This window comes from Paenibacillus ferrarius (assembly GCF_002027705.1).
Taxonomy (GTDB): Bacteria; Bacillota; Bacilli; order Paenibacillales; family NBRC-103111; genus Paenibacillus_E; species Paenibacillus_E ferrarius.
On the sequence record NZ_MBTG01000027.1, the window covers coordinates 58,070 to 73,002 of the forward strand.

Genomic DNA, 14,933 nt, shown 5'->3' on the forward strand with positions numbered 1-14,933 from the left:
CATCAAATCTCCTTTTTATCGAACAAATAAAAACCTGCTGTAAAAAACAATATACTACACGCCGCTAGAAACATAAAGATAGTGCTGATCTTGCCTATTGCTATCTGGCTTCCGATCCACAACATATGCCAATCCATATACGCTGTAGGCGAATAGGTGGCAATCTGCGGAATGAAGAAAGCGGCTACTTTAAACGCCAAATACAAAAGTATGCTGACCGTCAAAGCGGAACTGCTGCTGGAAAAAAATTGCGCGAGAAATACTGCCACAATGCTGAGTACAAGCAAGGGCACAAAAGCAGCGCCATAGGCGAGAAACCACTTAACGACCGTGTCAAAGCCTCCAAAGTTTTGGAAAAACAACGCGGATATAACGGAAGCTGCCAAGCCTGCCACCAGAAAAAGCGCAATATACACGCTAAGCGCAATTTGTTTGGAAGCAAACACTTTGAATCGGGTGATAGGCCGCGTGAGCGTGTTTTTCATCGTGCGGTCACCCATTTCACCGGAGAAAACATCCGCGGCTCCCATGAAGACGAAGAGCGGAAGGAAAATGCTTGTTAATAGGCCGAGCATCAGAATCGGAAAATCCTGTGAAGCTATGGCTCCGATCCCAATCCCGCTTTGGAAGCGGGCAAGCAAGAGGCCTGCAAGAACTGGCATCAGCAGCGTAACGGCTAGAAAGAAAATCGTTTTTTTCTTAGCAGCCATTTTGATTGTTTCATTCCAGACGTTGGCAGTTAAACTAGGCATTGGCGGCGAGCCTCCTGACTTCCTTAATTTCGCGCAAATAGGCTTCTTCCAGCGAAGCACTTCCACTGGATATTTCGGAAACGAGACCTTCGCGAACAAGACGCCCCTGATGGATAATGCCCATCCGGTTGCACATCAGCTCCATTTCGTGAATGAGATGGCTGGAGATCAGGAAGGTGATCTTGTCTTCCTTCGCCAAATGCATAATGATCTCGCGAATATGAACCATCCCCTCGATGTCCAGACCGTTCGTCGGCTCATCGAGAATGAGCAGCTCCGGCTTGGACAGCATCGCTGCCGCGAGTCCCAATCGCTGCTTCATCCCAAGGGAATAACCCGCTACCTTTTCCTTCTGGAAAGCCGCAAGCCCAACAATCTCCAGCACTTCGTCCACACGCTGCTTGCTGATCTGCGGATAAAATCTGGCTGCCAGCTCCAAGTTTTTTCTGCCGCTCATGTAGTTGTAAGCCTCGGCTGTTTCGATCAGCACGCCAACCTTGGCCATCGCTTGCTCATAGTGTGTGGACACATTGTGGCCGAACAGCTTCACTTCGCCTTGCTGCGCGCGGGTCAAGCCTGTCATAATCTTCATGACCGTTGTTTTGCCAGCTCCATTGGGTCCGAAGAACCCATAAATATCACCTTGCTGAACCGTCATATTCACTTGATGAATCCCGCGTGTATTCTTAAACATTTTCGTTAAATTCCTTATTTCTACAATGGCATTCATGCTGCGTTCCCCCTTCAAAGAAATGAGGAGGTCAACGGATGTTGATGCCCCCTCTCAGATCATAATTATTTGTTGTCGCCCCAGTTTTTGCGGGAATTCTCGTCGAACTTCACGGTTTCCAGCTTTTTGCCGTTCAAATCAACGGTATCCGGTGTTGTAGAGTTCAAGCTGGACAATGTCATATCGACGCTTAGTACAACGTCATGTGTTTTGCCGCCAGCATCTTTGCCGGAAATATGAATCTGCGCCGTTTGATTCGTGATGTGGTTATCCGCATCCACACTTGCGTTCATTTCAACCTCATCCATCTTGATATCAGAAGTTAATTGGGGCAAGCTATTCTTGAGCGTCGTTACGTCAACACCCAGCGTATCAGCTTTAGTCGGCAGTGGACGATCTTTATTATCAGCTGGGCCATGTTTGATCACCAGTGAGCCAATCGTGTTCACAACCGGAGAGATTTGGCTGCCTGACAGTTTGAAATGAATATCTTTGGCGTTGCCTGCTTTGGCGTCCATCGTGACATAGTTTTTCAGATTGCCCACGAGCGCATCTACCACATTTTCTACTTCACTGATGACTTGCGGGTCTGGTGTGTGGCTGGAACGTTCATGATCTTTGAACTTGCCCTGCATGCCATCGCCTTCTAACACTTTATACACATCAGAATCGCCTGTTTTGACAATTTGTTTGCCATCTTGGTTGTAGAATTGAAGCGTTTGCTGCTCTTCGCCGCTTTGCACGGTTACTTCTGCGCTTCCGGCTTGATTCTTGCCGCTGCTTTTGATCGTCGATTTCACATTGAGCAGTTGAGCGCCATTGTCTTGCAACGATACATTCACTTGGCGGGTTACATTATCCACTTTTGCTGTTTCTTTGAAAGCCGATTTGAAGGCCTCATATCCGGGAGCATCTCCCACACCTGCATACACCGAAGTCACAAGCATCATGCTGCCTACTGCTACACCAAGTCCCATCATTGCTAATTTCTTATTCATATCTGTTTGCCTCCGCGTATTCGTACGCTCTATCTAATTTGGAAACGTTCCTCGCTTCCATGTATTCATCTTATCCCCCCGATCTTAATTGCCTCTAAAACACCTATTAAACTGGCCTAAAACAATTCTTAAAATTTTATAAAGTGAGTGACTGTCTCTACTAATAACGCCAAAAACACATAGCCACCAAAGACTTATAAGAAAGGTCTTTGGCGGCTATAGTTAACTTCTGTAACTTCTGCACATTGAACGAGAACGTTATCAATACTGCGGAGGTTTATCTGTATTCTTCAGCATCCCCGAATGAACGATCTCAACCTTCACGTGAATATCCCCTAATTCATACGATTCAAAATGCTTCTCCCCGTTGGCAGTCACCTTAGACCACTCTGGGAAATCCTGTCGGTATAAGACATGTTCCAACTGATACACATCTATCTTCTTTTTCCTTCCCTGTTCAAACGTAGACTTAATCTCCTCGGCAATCTGTTTGTCTATCTGCTTCTGCAAAGCCTGTTCATCTATCTTTTCAATAACTTCGGCAATCACAGCCTTACATTTCATGTCGATATCAAATACAAGCGGATCCTCTTTACGCGGTTTAATGCGAGCACTTGGCTTCTGAATAGTAACCGATTGAACCGCCTTCCCATCCATATAGACGACAAGCGGCGTGCGAGCCGTACTCTTCTCCAACCATCTTGCACCGATGAATTGATCTTCGGATAGCCATTCCACCTGCCCTTTTTTGCCTAACGCATAGACACCGCTAACTTCCAATTTAGAATCCGGTTTGTCATTTTTCAACCAAACATCCTTCCGAATCGCCAAGTTCGGCATCATGAGATTGTAGCCAGGTTCCCTTAACAAAGCAGCAGCTCTATACAATTTGATAGGGCGAATGACGGAACGTTGGCGATAATTTTCTACGGGCTGCATCATAATGGAGGACATCGGTGACGTATTAAAAAATGGGATGACTGATAAGATATCCTCTATCCGTTCATCCGTGCTATAAACCCATTGTGTAAATCGTGTCTCTCCGAACCTCACAGAACCGTCGGTATATCGGCCTATCCCTTGCTTTAGAGCCTCCTGCGAAAAAAGGTAGGCATTGACATGTCCCCAAAAAACACGCTGCTGGGTCGTTTTGTACAAACGATTGAACGCCTCGCTAACCGTATCCCCCTCCTCATGTCCAACCCAGATCATCGGCGGCTGCCCGGATTTGCCTCCCTCCTGTTTCGCTACGCTTGCGAAGTCAAACATTTGACCATACATAATATATTTCCCTTTTTGATAATCAAAGCCTAAGGCTGTCAAATAATTCGTATCCTGGATGGTTTTCATATCCCAGCAGCCAGTCAGGCTTGCAAGAAGCGTGAAACCACCAGCAAGCTTTCCAATCCCTTTCAGCTTCATGGGGAATCCTCATTTTGCCGTGTGTCATCCCCAACATGCAAAGTATTTGGCCTGCGCTTCATCTTGAGAAACGGTTTTGCCAATATAGCCGGAACTAATTCCCGATATTTGGGCGGAGATAAAGGCGACAGATAGGGTACACCAAAGGACTCTAATGTCGATAAATATAAAATAATCCCAATGAGCGCCACCATGAAACCATAAATACCAAAAATGGTGGACTCAACCAAAATTAGCAATCGTAATATCGTAACCGTCCCGGCCAAGGACTGGTTCACCAAGGTATACATGGCTATCGTCGAAATAGAGGTAATGACTAAAGTGGTGGGGCTTGTAATTCCGGATCGAATAGCCGCATCACCGACAATAAGTCCCCCAACAACGGTAACGGTTTGTCCAACTACTTTGGGCAGCCGTGCGCCTGCTTCACGAAACAACTCGAAGAGCAGCAGCATAATAATAAAATCCATTGGTCCTGACAGCGGCAATCCAAGCCGGGAGGAAGCGATCGTGGCAACTAAAGAATAAGGAATCTGATCTAAATTAAAAACCGATAAGGAAATCCAAAAACCTGGCAATAAGGTGGCTACCACCAGCCCGCCAAGCCGCAGCAAGCGTTCAAAAGCAACATAATAAAAGGGCGCATGCACATCCTCCGGAGATTTCAAAATAAACATCAGATTGGCAGGGGCTATCAGTACCATCGGTGATCCGTCAACGACGACGGCGAATCTGCCGCGAAGCAAGCTGTCAGCGACATAATCCGGCCTCCCCGCATAGTCCAGCAGCGGGAAAAACGAGAATTTATAACCGGACATCGCTTCTTCCAATTGCGTGCTGCTAATCAAGGCATCCACTTCAATTTTCTTCAACCGCTCTCTGGCAACCTTAAGCACATTCGGATCAATGACATCATCTAAATAAAGCAAAGCGACTGTTGTTTTGCTTCTTACCCCAATTTGCGATTTTTCGCAGCACAAACTCCGCGTTAATAGACGCTTGCGTACTAAAGCAATATTCGTCGTTACGCTTTCCGTAAAGCCATCACGCGGCCCCCGAATAGAAGTTTCCGTGTTCGAATCTTCGGGTGACCGGTTAGGAGCCGAAGCGATATCAATTGCGTACAATAGCTGCGTTTCTTCAAAAAATAGGATAAGTGAACCGGCATACAAAGAAACCGTCATCTTTTCTATGGCGTTAGATCCAGTGATTTCCATTAATTGAAGCATCGTATTTACATCCAACTTCGTTGCTTGGCCCGTAACCTCTTGACCATACAAGCCTTGAAGCTTGGGCAAAACCAAATTGTCAATGTGATCCCTATTGATCATACCATCGCAGTACATCAAAAGAACTGGCGTCCTCGGCTCCATATCGGATAACTGATACGACTTGACAATCACATCATCCGACGAGGCAAACAACTCCCGCAAGTCATGCTCATTCATTTTGTCACCTTCCTCTTTGGTCGCACTGGCAAGATCGTTAATACGAGTAAGATAAGCAGCAAACCGACGCCAAACACGAGCATCATGGGATAATACCAATTTTGGATAAAACGTACCATCTTATCATCGGTAAATGGAAATAGACAAACGCCTAAGAAAAACAGACTTAATCCAATCAGGATCCACGTTCGTATAGACTTCTTTTGGATACCCATCACGTCCACACTGAGGAACATCAGCATGCACATTCGAATACAAGCACCGGAAATCCACTGAAAAATCGATAAAAAATCCAAATGCGAAATGTATTTTCCCAGTGTCACCATTCGCCACTGTTCAAAAGCAGGATACCGGAGATCCGCCGCCTCAAATGGACCAAAAATTGCAATAGCCCCCATTAGAGGACCCACGGTAAGTCCAATGACAATGGCTCCTAGAATTAATAAAGCACGCAGCCTGATACGTGTTTCGGCATGGTGCTGCAAGAACACAATACTGATGAGTTCGAAAGAAGATCCGCAGGTAAGCAGCAAGGATTTAATTGCTGGACCGTAACCGTGCGTAAATAACGGCGTAATCAAGCTGTAGTCCTTATATTGAAAATTAGCCCCCATCACAAAATACCCCAAGATCACTACGCCGGGTAACAAAATTCCCGAAGTTATCGCAATCGCCCGCATCCCTTCGCGAGCAGCAAAGAAACAAAAAATCATAAAGGCGAGGCTGATCATGATAGGAGGTGTCCGTGGCAAATAGGAGATATTCGTCCAAGTCACCATATCCCGCAACGTGATAGACGCATGCGCCACCGCGATCACAATAACAGTTGATCTCAGCAGAAACACAATGATTTTGCCATACCTTTGTTTGACCCATTCCATCATGTTTTGTTGTTTGGATCGTTTAATCACAACATACAGGAGACAAATCCATATCAATGTAGGGATCATTGCCATTGATGCGCCAAACCAGGAATCACGTTTACCGTAATGAAGCAGTACCGGAATTAATAAGACATGATTGGTAATGCTGATCGAGAGAATTAAGACAAAATATAATTGAAGCGCGGTAATTTTTCGAGTGCCAGACATAGGTTTTTCTCCCGCATTGGTAGTAGGTGGAAACTTTTATTTGTATGGTTATCTAATCCAGTTGGATTTATGCGCAATTGCTGCGGAATTCGTTCTTGGTGAAAGTAGTCATGAAGTTAATTTTCATTACATAATGTTAGTAAATGATTTTATGTTACTTACGAGGGGTGGGTAATCCATGAATATTGCACTATGGGTTTTGCAAGTCCTATTAGCTTTCATGTTCATCATGGCCGGCGCCATGAAGCTGTTCCAGTATGAGAAGTTTGCAGCGAAAGCGGACTGGGCCAAGAACAGAGGGCTAGCTGTTTTCATCGGGATCGTAGAAGTGCTTGGAGGAATTGGTCTCATTGTTCCAGGATTAGTAGGTATTGCCCCCGTGCTCACAGCTCTTGCAGCACTCGGGATTGCTATTATTATGCTGCTTGCGGTCATCCTTCATATTAGTCGCAAAGAACCCGGCGTGGGCTTCACTATCGTGCTCCTGCTTGTCTCCCTGTTTGTTGCTTATGGCCGTTTCTTTCTGGAGCCTTTTTGAGCGATTCATGCACAAAAAAAGAACCTTCAACACCACGATTCGCGTGGGATTGAAGGTTCTTTGGCCTCTGAATTAGAATGTTGCAAGGATAATAACCAACAGAATGTACAGTACCAAAACGATAGCTGTATTTGAGTATCCAACTCCAGCTCCTGACATGGCGACTCCTCCTTCCTGCCTGCTTCTAGCCTGTTACCTAATGTATCCTATGTCGGGCAGGGCAGATGGGTATGGACGTATGTCTAGTCGTTCGAAAGAAAAGGGGTTAATTCGCCTTGGAAGAACACATCCAAGTGATGAAGCGCGCGCGTACAAGCCGTGTAAAACAGCTTGCGCTCCTTTGCCTCCGCGTAGACGCCAGCCCCGGCGTCGTAGAGAATGACCGCGTCGAACTCGAGCCCTTTGGCGAGGTACGCCGGTAAAATCATGACGCCTGCCTCATAGTGCAGCGTCTCTTTGGTGATCCGCGTGAGGCCCGGCACCAGCGGCTTAAGCAGCACGTGCGCGGACTTCGTCTCGCGCTCGGTCTTGCAAATAATCGCGATGGAGCTTGCGCCGCCATCGCGACGAGCTGCGGCCGCCTCCGCTACGAGGCGGCTGAGCTCGGTCTCGTCCGCCGCGCGCCGCAGGCGCGGGGACTCGCCGCTGCGGCTGAACGGCTCGATCGGCTCGCCGCCGGGCAGCACGCTGCTTGCGAAATCGACGATTTCACGCGTCGAGCGGTAACTCTTGACGAGACGGATCGTCTCCGTCTCCTCTTCCTTCATCAGCTCGCTGATCGAGCTGTATTCGCTCTTGCCTTCCGCAGCGCTTGCATGCGCATTCGCGTGTGTGAAGATCCCTTGATTCCAATCGCCCAGCAGCGTAAAGCGAGCCCGAGGAAACAGCTTCTTCAAGTACGCATAGTGAAACGGCGAGTAATCCTGCGCCTCATCCACAAGACAATAGCGGATAGTTCCTACGCGCAGCTGGCCCTCTACAAGCCCCTTGAGGTAAACAAGCGGAGTCGCATCTTCGTAATGCAGCGTTCCTCCGGCCAGCGCTTCCGCAGTGAAGGCACTGATTGTCTCCCAGAGAGCAGGCAAGTTTTGTTCAGCTCGAAGTGCAAGCTCCTGATGCAGCTCTTTATTGGTATAAAGTTCTTGGTACATGCCCAGAACATCCACGTAGGCGAGCTTGCGCGCCTTTTCCTTGAGCGGACCAATCGCTTTATGAGCTTTGATCTTGCTCATCTTCTTCATCTCGGGCTCAGTGCCCAGATATTTGGGCTCGCGCACCATTTTACGATAAAATCGTTTCTGTGCATCGACTTGAATCTCATCCAGCTTCTCCAGCATCCACTCGGACAACTGCTCCATCCGTTCTCCCAAAGCAAGAATGGATGACTTTTCATAGAACCGTTCGTTCAGCTCTTCCGCTGTAATTAATACTTTCTTGCCGACGGACAGATCTAGGAAACGCAATCCGCCATGTTTAAGCTTCTCGCCATAGGCCTCAATGACGCTGAGGAAAGCTGCTGAGGTTTTGTACTGAATACTTTGCAGGCGGGCTGCATAATGCGGGTCCTGCTCCGTTCCCGTCAAAATAAATTCCAGCTGATCATAAGGATCTTCCAGCTTCAGACCGATATCGCTTAATTTATGAGTTAAATAATCCTGAAACGTCGTCTGCTGCATAGTCGCTTCGCCCAGTTCCGGAAGAACATGCGAAACGTAATCGCTGAACAGCGAGTTCGGTGAGAACAGAATCATATTGTCGGCGCTAAGCGTCGAACGATATTTGTAGAGCAGGTACGCGATGCGCTGTAGCGCGACAGAGGTTTTGCCGCTGCCGGCAGCCCCCTGCACGACCAGCACCTTGTGCCGATCATCGCGGATGATCTGGTTCTGCTCGCGCTGAATCGTCGTAACGATGCTGTGCATCTTCTCGTCGGCACTTCGGCTCAGCATCTGCTGAAGCATCTCATCGCCGATTGAGATTCCCGTATCGAATACATCCTGCAGCACGCCGGCTTTGATGATGTACTGACGCTTGAGCATCAGCTCGCCGCTGACGTCCATCTCCGGTGTCCGGTATGTTGCCGGGCCTGGCGGATAATCATAAAACAAGCTGGCAATCGGGGCACGCCAGTCATAGATCAGAATCTCATCCGTCTTCGCATCAATAAAGGAGGTGAGGCCGATATAGATCTTCTCGCGCTCTTGCTCGCTGCGTTCTCGGAAATCAATGCGGCTGAAATACGGCGCATCCACGACACGCTGCAGCTTGCGCAGCGCATCCTGCGCTAAGCGGTAGCTGCGCTCCTGACCCTGCAGCACATGCTCCTGCTGGGCCATACTCGCCGCCGTTTCGATCAAATCATCATCATTGTCCGCATTAACAGAGATATCATCCCAGAAACTGCGGCCGATCGCAGTCGCTTCCGACCGGCGTTGATCGACCGTCTCCCCAAGATCAATAATCCGTTGTTGTATATGTGCTCGTACAGAGTCAACGCGCTGCGCTTCCCTCTCCCGTTCTTCGTTTTCAATTGGCATTCGTAATCACTCCCAATTAATTATATACGCCATGGATCACCTCTTCGAACTCAGGCTCTTCCATATGAACATCATCCATCTCGCCCCAACTGCTGACGATACGCAGAACATCCATGGCTTTCAGCTCTTGACGGTTGCAAGCAATGGTAAGGACATTCGCCTCCTGCTCTACCACGCGAAATGGCAGCTCCCAGGTTAATGGGACTTTAACAGCTCCGCGATAAGTGACCTTCATCATGGTTGGCAAGCCAATGCGGTTTCTCAACTCGTCAATGGTACCATCATAACCGATTTGTCCGTGATTAATGACAATAACCCTTTGACATAGCTGCTCGATGTCATCCATATCATGGGTGGTTAGCAAAATCGTTTTACCGAATTCCCGATTGAGCGTCTGCAGAAAACCGCGAATGTTCTTCTTGGCGACCACATCCAAACCAATCGTAGGCTCATCCAGAAACAAAATATCCGGATCATGCAGCATGGAAGCCGCCAAATCGGCCCTCATCCGCTGACCTAGCGATAACTTGCGGACAGGCGTATCCAGCAGTTCTCCCAGTTCAAGGAGTTCGGTCAACTCACCTAACCTTCGGCGAGATGTGCTTTCTTCTACACGATACATTGCAGTAAGGATCTCATAAGAATCCTTCACAGGCAAATCCCACCAAAGTTGACTCCGCTGTCCGAACACCACGCCAAGCTGACCTACGACGCGTTTGCGATGCTTTTGCGGGCTATATCCGTGAATCAGCACTTCACCAGACGTAGGGTGTAGAATCCCGGTAAGCATTTTGATCGTCGTCGACTTGCCTGCGCCATTAGGTCCAATATACCCGACGAACTCGCCAGATTCAATCTCGAAGCTAACATCGCGTACAGCCTCCTTCTCTTTGTACGCTCGTGAGAATAACGTGCGAAGGCCTGAGAACCTGCCTTCCTGCACGAGTGGAGTTTGAAAAGTTTTACGTAGATTCCTCACCGTGATCATCTTGCCATCATCCCTCTCTGTATGTGAATTAGATTGGCTTTCTGCCCTAACTCCCCGTGCTTTGATAGCGCGACAGCCCTAATCGCCAGAACCGCATAGCCAGCCATAATGCCACTGCTGCAACGGCTAATGTCCCAAGCAGCATCCCGATGCCGCCCTGATGTCTTAGCAGATATAAAGCTGGAATGTAATTGATAAAACCGACCGGAACGATCAGCAGCAGCGCGCCCTGCAGCCATTTGGGATACAGGGACAGCGGGTATCTGGCCGCCGTTTGGGACGCGTCTTCGGTCATATTTTGCAATGATTCAATACGCGTTAACCAGAAGCCGGCGGCGGCAGTCGCTAGACCAATCGCAAATAAAATCGTTGCCCCGGAGACGATAATTAATCCCGTTAAGGGAATCACGGACCAGCCAATCTGCCCGCTGATCATCAAAGCTTTTATCGCAAGGAAGAGCAAAATGAACCCCTGCCCGAACTCGGCAAATAAAACACGTGCATTTTGTGTCATTAACGCCAGCAGCACCGGCACCGGACGTGTTAGCAGCGCATCCAAGTCACCAGAAACGAGATATTTCTCCAGATGATGCACATCGGAAGCCAACGTGCGGTAGATCGCTCTAGAGATCATCATCACCCCGTACAAATAGCAAACCTCATAGAGCGTCCAGCCCTTGATATTGCCAAAACGCATCATAACCAGCGCCACCATAAGAAATTCAGAAATATGTACGCAAGAGGCCATCGCCGTCGAGAAAAAGAAGTTGAATTTATACTGCATCCGGCTCCGCAGGCTCGCCCTGATCAAGAGCATATAGAGTTTGACCGATATCATCCGCCCTGCACCTCCAGTTTCCTTCGCACGCCTGCTGTAACAGCCAAACAGGCACAAGTAAACCCGATGCTCCATAGAAGGGCGCCGAGTACGACTGAACCATTTTCTAGCTGTAAGTAGATACGAGTTGGGTAGTAGAGTAGATAAGGATAAGGCGTATAGAAGCTTATTGTACGAAGCCAAGCGGGCAGCCACTCGATAGGAATGAAAAAGCCGGACAACAGCATGCTGAAGGAATAATTCACCCAGTAAAACCAACGGGATTCCGTGGTCCAGAGCGATGCAACACCGATTAAATAATTCATACAGATAGAGATGTAGGAAGCCAAGATCAGTGCAACGACTGTCCAGCCATAAACGGAAGCTTGCTTAGGAAGCTGTAAGGAGAAGATGAAGTAATAGAGGACATAAATCGGAATAAATTTGTAAAGAAACTGATACCAGATCTGGCCCCATTCCCGGCTCATCGCCTGATAGAATAAGTGGACCGGCCGCATAAGATCAATCGCGATCTGACCGGTGCGTACCGATTGCTCAAGTCCCAATCCATTCGTCGTGAATTGTGTAATCCACAGAATCGCCTGATTGAACGCAATGTACCCGACCATCCCTTTGGCACCATAGACACCGAGTGAGGAATCACTCCCAAGCCCTGTCCAGATGCTGGCATAAATGAAGCCAAACACCGCACTCACTGCATTATGCAGCAGATGCGAACCGCGATACTGCAAGTTCCGAGCATAGGCCTTGCGCGCCAAAACCGCGAAAAGCATAAAACACCTCCTACGTTTTTACATGCAAAAAATCCTTAAATTCATGCAGCCGCTGCGTAGAGACAGGAGCTTTATATTACCAAAATCCCCATGCTCCTGGCAATGATTATTTTTCACCGCAAAAAAATCCCTATCACGTCGCTTAAAGCAACGAAATAGGGATTTCTTCTACTGTGCGCTCACTGGCTTGGCTTCGGGGGTGCTCTCCCCATTGGCTCGAAGCGATGAATCCGGGTCAGTAAACTCGGCGTTGTAGCTGGCTTGCGCTGTTTTGGACAAATAATCATGATCAATATAGGAGGCTAAGTACTGCTTCCCAAAAAGTAAATCATACTGCACATTCCGGTAATCCTCCAAAAGTGCTTTCGTGGCATCAGGCACCTTCGTATGGAGTGATTGATCCGCGTCTACGACAAGATTGCTTAACAATCCAGGCACTTGCGCGGCTAACTGCGAATTCAAAGCAAAGTTCGCCGGTTTCTCCATATGAAGCATATCGAGCACATGAGCGCCAAGGAAAGAGTCGCTGAGCAGCGGAATGTCCTGCTTCGGCATGTCGAAGTTCGCCCAAGTTACGAGCGGAATGCTGTGCATCTTCTTCACTTCTTCCAGTGACCATTCACTGGTATTGCTGCTGTTGATGAAGCCTGCTTCTTTATACACTTGGTAATCCATACCCAACATAGGCAAATGGTCACCATAGAAGACGATCATCGTCGGTTCGCTTGAATCCTTGAAATGATCAATCAACATTTGCAAGCTTTGATCGGCGTCGTGTGCGCCCTGTGTATAGGTTTCAAGTATGCTTTTGGCATCAGGAGTTAGATTGCCTTCTACTTTGAAATGATTTTCCCCATACCTCGGATCATCATACGGTCCGTGATTCTGCATCGTAACGGTGTAAATAAACATCGGGTCCGCTGTTTTATCTACTTCATCAATGATGTTTCTGGATACCTCAGCGTCTGAGATAAAGTAACCTTTGGTCTCCGGATTCTGGAAATGCTCACTGCTTTTGAAAGTCTGGAAGCCTAAATCTTTATACACCGTATTCCGATTCCAGAACCAGCCTTCATAGGAATGAATCCCCATGCTCTTGTAGCCTTGGTCAGCGAAATAGCTGGCTAAGCTCGGCACGGGCTTGGAAACATATTGCTGATACGGAATAGACCCTCCCGGCAGCATGCTCATCGAATTCCCCGTCAAAACTTCAAATTCAACGTTGCTCGTTCCCCCGCCAAATTGTGGGGAGAGCAAATATCCGGAAGTCGATTCCTTTTGCAGCCTATGGATAGTAGGAAGTGGATCTTCGCTGAATTTGACGTTGGTTAATAACGTCGGATCCCAGAAAGCTTCGCTCATCACGAAGATAACATTCGGTTTCTTTCCGTTCAGTGGATCGGCGCTAACTGATGCCTTTTGCACACCGCTGGTTTGCGATTGTTGTAGATTAGCGGCAACTGCTGCGATAGATTGATCACTGTAGTTTTCCGGTTTAGGAACAATCGAATTTTTGACATTCAGTGTAAAAGCAAGCGCTAACCCATTATTCGTATAGTTTTCTTGCTGATTCCACACGATTTCATTCACACCGGCATGATCGAGAATTTTACCGGCAAGCGGTGTTTTGACCCCAAATGCGTACATCGCATAGAGGGAAAACAGCCCCAAGCCAATTCGGCTGATCAGCGGCAAGGTGACACGCGGCAGGACCCACCTGAGCAGCAGGACGACAATTACCGCGACAAGCACAGCTCCAATTCGGAGCATCGCGGCTTTCCCGGTCACAAGCGAAGCGATATCCATACTTTCTTTGTTAAGCAAAATATCCCAAGGGAAGAATGGCTCCCCAATCATTTTCACCTTCATATACGAAATCAAAGCCATAAGACCAAGCAGCAATGTTGTAATCGAACCCGAGATGGCTAAGGACCCGACTATCGCATAAACAAAAGCAAGCAAGCAAAAAGATAGTCCAACATTTAAGAAAAATAACGTTTGATTGGCTACGATCCATTGGATTGTATTTGTAAAAGAGCCGCGTTCCAAAAGCTCCATGCCGAATACTGAAAGTAAAGGTAAGCCAATCATAAACAATAATAGCGAAATCGTCGCTCCCAGACGGGCTGGTCTCGTCTTCTTCGGATTTTTCGAAAGACGGTTCCGGGGCTTCAAATTCAAGTGCATCTTACATCACTCTCCTCTTGCCCCTATTGTAAACACGAATTGTGAAGAAAATATGTAGCTCACCTGAAAGGAAGCTTAATTGCCATATTTTACCACTATTTCATATCTGCCAACCATGCAGCCAAGGCTTTTAATTCATCTTCTTTGAGCGCAACCTGGAATGGAGGCATTCCCCCGCCACCTTTTTGGATACGTTTAATAAGCTCCTCTTCCGTCAAGCGTTCTCCGACTTTTTGAATATTAGGACCTTGTCCACCCTGCAATTGATTGCCATGACAGGAAATGCAGAAATTTTGATAAATTTTGGGGGCGTCTGCTTTCACTGCCGTCGTGTGCGTTTCATTTTGAGGCTTATTCCCACAGGCGGATAAACTTAGAGCCAGAACCATTAATGCAAGCAGCAATCTCATTTTCATATGCAAGAAACTCCTCAATCGCGTATTTCTCTCATCATACCAGAGCGCAGATTGAAAAATAAAGAATTCCCCTTTTTTAACTCCTGCTGGCTACCGTAACGTGCTGTCAATGTATGTTTGACTATCGTTATTATGCTGCATTATTGAGCTATTTATAGGCTCATTCGATTGGAAAATCCTTAGGAGTGAAATAAAAAAGGGATAAGCTTTCGCTT

General features: G+C 47.6%; 13 protein-coding genes. 1 reads left to right on the plus strand and 12 read right to left on the minus strand.

Annotated elements, in window-relative coordinates; all coding sequences use genetic code 11:
• Nucleotides 1-2: 2 nt before the first annotated feature.
• From BC351_RS26125 to BC351_RS26150, 6 genes are all read right to left on the minus strand, one after another.
• Nucleotides 3-752: an ABC transporter permease gene (locus BC351_RS26125; RefSeq protein ID WP_079416546.1), complete on the minus strand. Its 750-nt coding sequence runs from the start codon at nt 750-752 to the stop codon at nt 3-5.
• A complete protein-coding gene (locus BC351_RS26130) occupies nt 745-1,482 on the minus strand; it encodes an ABC transporter ATP-binding protein (protein WP_079416548.1) in 738 nt (245 codons plus the stop codon). Before BC351_RS26130 ends, BC351_RS26125 begins: the two co-directional genes overlap by 8 nt.
• A 65-nt stretch (nt 1,483-1,547) precedes the next feature.
• Entirely contained in the window at nt 1,548-2,480 is a 933-nt protein-coding gene (locus BC351_RS26135; protein ID WP_079416550.1) for a hypothetical protein, read from the minus strand.
• A gap of 261 nt (nt 2,481-2,741) precedes the next feature.
• Nucleotides 2,742-3,902: a Ger(x)C family spore germination protein gene (locus BC351_RS26140; protein WP_079416552.1), complete on the minus strand. Its 1,161-nt coding sequence runs from the start codon at nt 3,900-3,902 to the stop codon at nt 2,742-2,744.
• Nucleotides 3,899-5,350, minus strand: a complete 1,452-nt coding sequence (locus BC351_RS26145) for a spore germination protein (protein WP_079416554.1) — start codon at nt 5,348-5,350, stop codon at nt 3,899-3,901. The genes BC351_RS26140 and BC351_RS26145 overlap by 4 nt, the downstream gene beginning before the upstream one ends.
• Complete coding sequence (locus BC351_RS26150) at nt 5,347-6,441, minus strand: GerAB/ArcD/ProY family transporter (RefSeq protein WP_079416556.1); 1,095 nt, start codon at nt 6,439-6,441, stop codon at nt 5,347-5,349. The genes BC351_RS26145 and BC351_RS26150 overlap by 4 nt, the downstream gene beginning before the upstream one ends.
• Nucleotides 6,442-6,619: 178 nt before the next feature.
• Between BC351_RS26150 and BC351_RS26155 the strand changes: the two genes are divergently transcribed.
• Nucleotides 6,620-6,979, plus strand: coding sequence for a DoxX family protein (locus BC351_RS26155; RefSeq protein ID WP_079416558.1), 360 nt, complete (start codon nt 6,620-6,622; stop codon nt 6,977-6,979).
• Between the two features lie 242 nt (nt 6,980-7,221).
• Here BC351_RS26155 and helD read toward each other — a convergent pair whose 3' ends face one another.
• From helD to BC351_RS26185, 6 genes are all read right to left on the minus strand, one after another.
• Nucleotides 7,222-9,516 (minus strand): RNA polymerase recycling motor HelD, encoded by a 2,295-nt coding sequence (gene helD / locus BC351_RS26160; protein ID WP_079416560.1) that lies wholly within the window; start codon nt 9,514-9,516, stop codon nt 7,222-7,224.
• Between the two features lie 16 nt (nt 9,517-9,532).
• The gene (locus BC351_RS26165) at nt 9,533-10,504 is read right to left on the minus strand and encodes an ABC transporter ATP-binding protein (RefSeq protein WP_079416562.1); all 972 of its coding nucleotides are present in this window, start codon (nt 10,502-10,504) and stop codon (nt 9,533-9,535) included.
• Nucleotides 10,505-10,550: 46 nt separating this feature from the next.
• Nucleotides 10,551-11,342 (minus strand): ABC transporter permease, encoded by a 792-nt coding sequence (locus tag BC351_RS26170; RefSeq protein ID WP_079416564.1) that lies wholly within the window; start codon nt 11,340-11,342, stop codon nt 10,551-10,553.
• Nucleotides 11,339-12,115 (minus strand): ABC transporter permease, encoded by a 777-nt coding sequence (locus BC351_RS26175; protein ID WP_079416566.1) that lies wholly within the window; start codon nt 12,113-12,115, stop codon nt 11,339-11,341. The genes BC351_RS26170 and BC351_RS26175 overlap by 4 nt, the downstream gene beginning before the upstream one ends.
• A gap of 168 nt (nt 12,116-12,283) precedes the next feature.
• Entirely contained in the window at nt 12,284-14,302 is a 2,019-nt protein-coding gene (locus BC351_RS26180; RefSeq protein ID WP_244209177.1) for an LTA synthase family protein, read from the minus strand.
• Between the two features lie 95 nt (nt 14,303-14,397).
• Nucleotides 14,398-14,718, minus strand: a complete 321-nt coding sequence (locus BC351_RS26185) for a c-type cytochrome (RefSeq protein WP_079416568.1) — start codon at nt 14,716-14,718, stop codon at nt 14,398-14,400.
• Nucleotides 14,719-14,933 lie beyond the last annotated feature (215 nt).